The organism is Moorena sp. SIO4A5, assembly GCF_010672005.1.
GTDB lineage: Bacteria > Cyanobacteriota > Cyanobacteriia > Cyanobacteriales > Coleofasciculaceae > Moorena.
In genome coordinates, this window is record NZ_JAAHHZ010000447.1 from 1 (window position 1) to 3933 (window position 3933).

Here is a 3933-nt window from a genome sequence, read left to right on the forward strand (position 1 = left end):
TTGATTGTTTAGCTAGTCTAAGCCGTCCCGATTTTCTTAACCATCTTCCTCAATTAGCTCCTTTAATCATCGAGCTTGGGAGTGTTGAAGCCCTAAGAGAAACGGTGGCAGCGGTTGATGATGTTAGCCGATGGTGGAAGTAGGGAGTAGGGAGTAGGGAGTAGGGAGTAGGGAGTAGGGAGTAGGCAATAGGCATGCTAGCAATAGTTTTCCATCAATGTTATGGATATTTCAATAGACTGAGTGCTGATATAAAGCGATAATCTCGTTGATTTTTACTGAGTAGAGGAATTTGATTTTCAATAGCGGTAGCAGCAATTAGAGCGTCTGGGATTAGGAGTCCATGACTGAGATAGTAACTACCCATCAACTGTTCGGCTTTGAGGGATATCTGAGGATTGAGTTGAATGATATAAAACTGCCTGAGGAATTTATCCAAAGAGTCTAATTCTTGTTTATTTCGACAACCAACAATTAATTATAGTTTAGTAATAATACTGATTTTCAATAGAGATGTTTTAGATTCTCTTACCAGGCGTTATTTAGCAATTGAGTCGTTATTGGCAAGATCAATCAAAATATCAGTGTCGATTAGAATTGCTTCCATTTTAGCCCTGCCAATGCTGTTGTCGAATTCTTCTCACCCATTCGCTACTATTTTGAGTATCTTGTCGATCACGACCCATACCAATAAAAGGTTGATTGTCTAATTCCAGAGGGTGAAGAGATGGCGTTTTTTTCGTTAAATACAGTTTTTTGAACACTTCAATGATATCGGCAATAATTTTTTGAGCATCTTCTGGTAGTTCTTGAATATCTTTTGTTAGTTGTTCTAGGTCACGCATAAGTCTTGGTTCGGGCGTAGTCAGTTAACTACTCTAATTTTACAGTATTTATCAATGGGCTGAGGTACTTGGTTTTAGGGAACAGCGAATAAAAGAACAGCAGATCTGGGAGTAGCGATGCCGCTTGTTTCCTCGCCCCTGCCGCTAAACCCGATAGCAGTTGTCAATTGGTTGAGGTACAAAACCCCATTGACAACTGCCTTGTGCTTTGGGTGCATCTCCTAAAAGCTGTTTGACCTGGTGGGTGGAATGGGCATCTTGTTGTGGAATGGGCATCTTGTTGTGGAATGGGCATCTTGTTGTGGAATGGGCATCTTGTTGTGGAATGGGCATCTTGTTGTGGAATGGGCATCTTGTTGTGGAATGGGCATCTTGTTGTGGAATGGGCATCTTGCCCGTTTCAATTTTCGGAGCGGACTGTCCCAAAATTGGCTACCGAGAAAATGAGGGCGAGCCCGTCCCTAAAGCACCCTACGCAACTTCTGCATTCTCCATTCTGCATTCTTAATTCTACATTCTTCATTCTCCATTCTGCCTTACTGTTACTTCCACAAAATTTTAGGGAACTATCTAAGTATCACTTAGAGATTGCTTAATCTAGATTCCTTAATCAAGCCAAGCAAATCTCTCTAAGTAGGTAGGCATAATTATTACCGCTGTGACATATAAACCACAGTCAATCTTTGCTGGAAAAAGTTCTGATGGCTGGGTTTATTTTTTTTACATACTTATCTCTGGCAACAGTTATATACTCTCAAAGAAACCTCTAGTTTTTTGTCAATTACTGTCCACTATTACCTGTTCACTGTTCCCTGAAATAAATCTAATCTTACCAATCTAAGCTGCTATGAAAATAATGCACAATGGTCTCCAAGACCTACTCCTGATTAATTTTTACTCTCAGGAAATTAAGCTCGATTTTTTGTCCATTGAAATTCCTATCCCTGATTCCATCAAAAATTTTACTAACCTGTTTCCCTATAGGATAGGATTACACTTACGTCGGGAATATCGTCATATTGCTATGGGCATAAGGTCTTTGACGAGTGAAGAGCGTCAAGACTATGATGGACTTTTTCTCTTTGAAATTTATCTCCAAAATATCTATTTACTTCTCCCATTACTGGCATGGCATCGCAAACCCGTTTGGATTTGTCTTCACTGGAATCAACAATTAGCTATGCACAGTACTTTAAAGTTTTTGGGCTTAATGTACCTCAAGTTTTTCCTCAAGTATTTTAACCTTAAGGCAGTTTTATTTGAAATGGATGATGAGGTTTTACCCAAACGGTTTAGATTACCAGCGTCTGCCAAAGTAAAAATACCGATGCCAATCAGGAGCGATGCTTACCCCAATTTAAAGCCAGGAGAAAGGCTGCCTACCGATAAAAAAATTAAAATCGGTGTGGTTGGCATGATTCGTAAAGATAAGCCAATCGCTAAGATAATTGAAATCTTGAAAGACTATACTAAATTATCTGACCAGAAATGTGAGCTAGTGCTTGGGGTACCATTTTGGCAGAAGCCTAAGGATTTAGATAACTTGGGAGTCAAAATGTATGATACAACTACTGAAAAACAATATCTTGATTTGTTAAATGAGGTAGATATTTTAGTAGCCCATTACGAAAAACATCGCTATTACTACCGTACCAGTGGTGTATTGAGTGATGCCGCTTGCTGTGGTTGCTATGTAATTACTTCTGATTATCCAGTACTCCGGCATCAAGTTAATTGGCCAGTCTCTGTGGGTTCAACCTTTAAAACCTTTGATGAAATCCCATCATTACTTGATGAAGCTATCTCTTATATTCGGGAGCATGGTCAGGATAACCAGTGGCTTTGGCGAGAAAAAAGAACAGCGGAGGAAATAGCAACTGTTTTTAGCAAAGGGAGTAGGGAATAGGGAGTAGGGAGTAGGGAGTAGGGAGTAGGGTGGGCAAAAACAGTGCGTAGGGTGCGTTAGGGGCGGACTTGCACTCATTTTCCGCTTCGTAGCCAGCGTTGCGATAGTCCGCCCCGTAACGCACCACCTAAGGGAATAGGGAATAGGGAGTAGGGAGTAGGGAGTAGGGTGGGCAAAAACAATTTGGTTCTTGTGAGTATTCGAGATTAGATTACTTTGCCCACCCTACTTTATTTACTTCAAGAGTTGCGCACTTGTGCCAATATCGCTTCTATCTGTTCTAGGGGCACGGCACCAGAGAAGGCTTCACCATTCATAACAAAGAAAGGTGTGCCGCTCAGTCCCAATAGTTGTGCTAGCTGCATGTCTTCTGCAATGGCACGATCAGCTGCGTTCCGGTCTCGGTTAAACTGCTCTAGGTCTAAATCTAGGTCTTGGGCAATGGCAAGATATAACTCTTCTCCTAATTGCTTTTGATTAGCGAATAGAGCATCATGGTACTGCCAGAATTTGCCTTGTTGAGTGGCGGCCCAAGCTGCTTGAGCGGCTGGGAGGGCTTGGGGATGAATTCCCGTCAGGGGGAAGTGTTTGTAAACTAAGGTAACTTCATCCCCATGGTTTGCTATAAACTCCTTGACGGTGTCGTGAGCTCTGGCACAGAAGGGACACTGAAAGTCTGAGAATTCTACTAGCACAATTTTATCTTCAATGGCGCTAGTGGTGGGGGAGGAACCAATGAAGGCTTGGGGATTGGTTTTGAAGCCCTGCAAGATTGCTTGCTGTTGCTGCTGGCTTTCCCGTTCCAGTTGCTGCTGGTATCTCTGGACCGATTCTAGGATTACTTCTGGGTGCTTGCGGATGACTTCGAGTATTTGTTGTTCTAGTTGAGGACTAATTTTGGAGGCTGCTGTGGCTGGCAGTGACCAGGTTGAGAAGGACAGGAGTAGTACTAATCCTGTCAGTGATAGGGCTTTCTGGAGAATGGTAAGGAGCTTAGTGACCATGATTTTCTTAAATGGAACCAAGGCATAGGGTATCTCACATGAAGCAACATCGGCAACGGATTGGTATAGCGCTACGCGCAAGGCAATAGGCATGCTAGCAATAGGCAAAAGTTGCGTGGGAAAATGAAACAGGCAAGATGCCTGTTCCACCGCGCAAGATGCCCGTTACACCCACCGG

Annotated in this window: 7 protein-coding genes; 1 reads left to right on the forward strand and 6 read right to left on the reverse strand. The window is 42.5% G+C overall.

The window, feature by feature from the left end; genetic code table 11:
- Positions 1-49 precede the first annotated feature (49 nt).
- The 4 genes from F6K57_RS38860 to F6K57_RS38875 all read right to left on the reverse strand — a co-directional run bounded on the left by F6K57_RS38860 (position 50) and on the right by F6K57_RS38875 (position 1235).
- The gene (locus tag F6K57_RS38860) at positions 50-196 is read right to left on the reverse strand and encodes a hypothetical protein (protein WP_293073990.1); all 147 of its coding nucleotides are present in this window, start codon (positions 194-196) and stop codon (positions 50-52) included.
- A gap of 24 nt (positions 197-220) precedes the next feature.
- Positions 221-475: a PIN domain-containing protein gene (locus tag F6K57_RS38865; RefSeq protein ID WP_293074004.1), complete on the reverse strand. Its 255-nt coding sequence runs from the start codon at positions 473-475 to the stop codon at positions 221-223.
- 133 nt (positions 476-608) lie between these two features.
- Entirely contained in the window at positions 609-845 is a 237-nt protein-coding gene (locus tag F6K57_RS38870) for a hypothetical protein (protein ID WP_293073992.1), read from the reverse strand.
- A 144-nt stretch (positions 846-989) separates the two neighbouring features.
- Complete coding sequence (locus F6K57_RS38875; protein WP_293073995.1) at positions 990-1235, reverse strand: hypothetical protein; 246 nt, start codon at positions 1233-1235, stop codon at positions 990-992.
- Between the two features lie 466 nt (positions 1236-1701).
- Here F6K57_RS38875 and F6K57_RS38880 point away from each other — a divergent pair, with 466 nt between their 5' ends.
- Positions 1702-2751 carry a glycosyltransferase family 1 protein gene (locus F6K57_RS38880; RefSeq protein ID WP_293073998.1) on the forward strand — a complete coding sequence of 350 codons (1050 nt, stop codon included), beginning with the start codon at positions 1702-1704 and terminating at the stop codon, positions 2749-2751.
- Here the strand turns inward: F6K57_RS38880 and F6K57_RS38885 are convergent.
- The gene (locus F6K57_RS38885) at positions 2729-2875 is read right to left on the reverse strand and encodes a hypothetical protein (RefSeq protein WP_293074001.1); all 147 of its coding nucleotides are present in this window, start codon (positions 2873-2875) and stop codon (positions 2729-2731) included. The genes F6K57_RS38880 and F6K57_RS38885 overlap by 23 nt on opposite strands.
- Before the next feature lie 115 nt (positions 2876-2990).
- Positions 2991-3755 (reverse strand): thioredoxin domain-containing protein, encoded by a 765-nt coding sequence (locus F6K57_RS38890; protein WP_293074007.1) that lies wholly within the window; start codon positions 3753-3755, stop codon positions 2991-2993.
- Between the last annotated feature and the right edge of the window lie 178 nt (positions 3756-3933).

Excerpts from the sequence above, each read along its gene's own strand:
- F6K57_RS38860 (WP_293073990.1), bottom strand. The coding sequence starts at position 196 with ATGCCTATTGCCTACTCCCTACTCCCTACTCCCTACTCCCTACTCCCT.
- F6K57_RS38870 (WP_293073992.1), bottom strand. The coding sequence starts at position 845 with ATGCGTGACCTAGAACAACTAACAAAAGATATTCAAGAACTACCAGAA.
- F6K57_RS38875 (WP_293073995.1), bottom strand. The coding sequence starts at position 1,235 with ATGCCCATTCCACAACAAGATGCCCATTCCACAACAAGATGCCCATTC.
- F6K57_RS38880 (WP_293073998.1), top strand. The coding sequence starts at position 1,702 with ATGCACAATGGTCTCCAAGACCTACTCCTGATTAATTTTTACTCTCAG.
- F6K57_RS38890 (WP_293074007.1), bottom strand. The coding sequence starts at position 3,755 with ATGGTCACTAAGCTCCTTACCATTCTCCAGAAAGCCCTATCACTGACA.